The 383-nt window shown below is 29.2% G+C and carries 1 pseudogene; it reads right to left on the minus strand.

The annotated features are described in order from the left end of the window. Nucleotides 1–361 (minus strand): annotated as a pseudogene (locus tag FJR09_RS24210) (IS1634 family transposase); the annotation flags it as partial. Nucleotides 362–383 lie beyond the last annotated feature (22 nt).

The following is a 383-nucleotide window of genomic DNA, read 5'->3' on the forward strand; positions in this document are numbered from 1 at the left end:
ACAGACTATCCGCGAAAAATAACGGGTCTTTGATAAATCTAAATCCTCTTTCTGTAGATTGTTGTTCTTTATATATTTTGAGGATTTCTTCTGACTCTAACTCAATCGTATCCAAAATATTGGTGGCTAAAATAAATCTGCCACAAGAGTTTTGCTGTTGTGTAATTAACTCTTGATTTTCTCTTAATTTACATTTCACTCTATAAACTGTTGTTTTCCCTTTATTGGTTTCAGTAATTTCCCAGTCTGATATTTGATGATATTTTAATTTGGTTGTTATTTCTTTGATTTTTAATTCTGTCAAAGATTTATCTGTAAATTCTTCCTGTTCTAATTTCGCTACTTGTTTGTTAACTTTCAAAAACTCTTCTTGGATTTTTTTG

Source organism: Dolichospermum sp. UHCC 0406, assembly GCF_009712025.1.
In the GTDB taxonomy this organism is placed as follows: domain Bacteria; phylum Cyanobacteriota; class Cyanobacteriia; order Cyanobacteriales; family Nostocaceae; genus Dolichospermum; species Dolichospermum lemmermannii.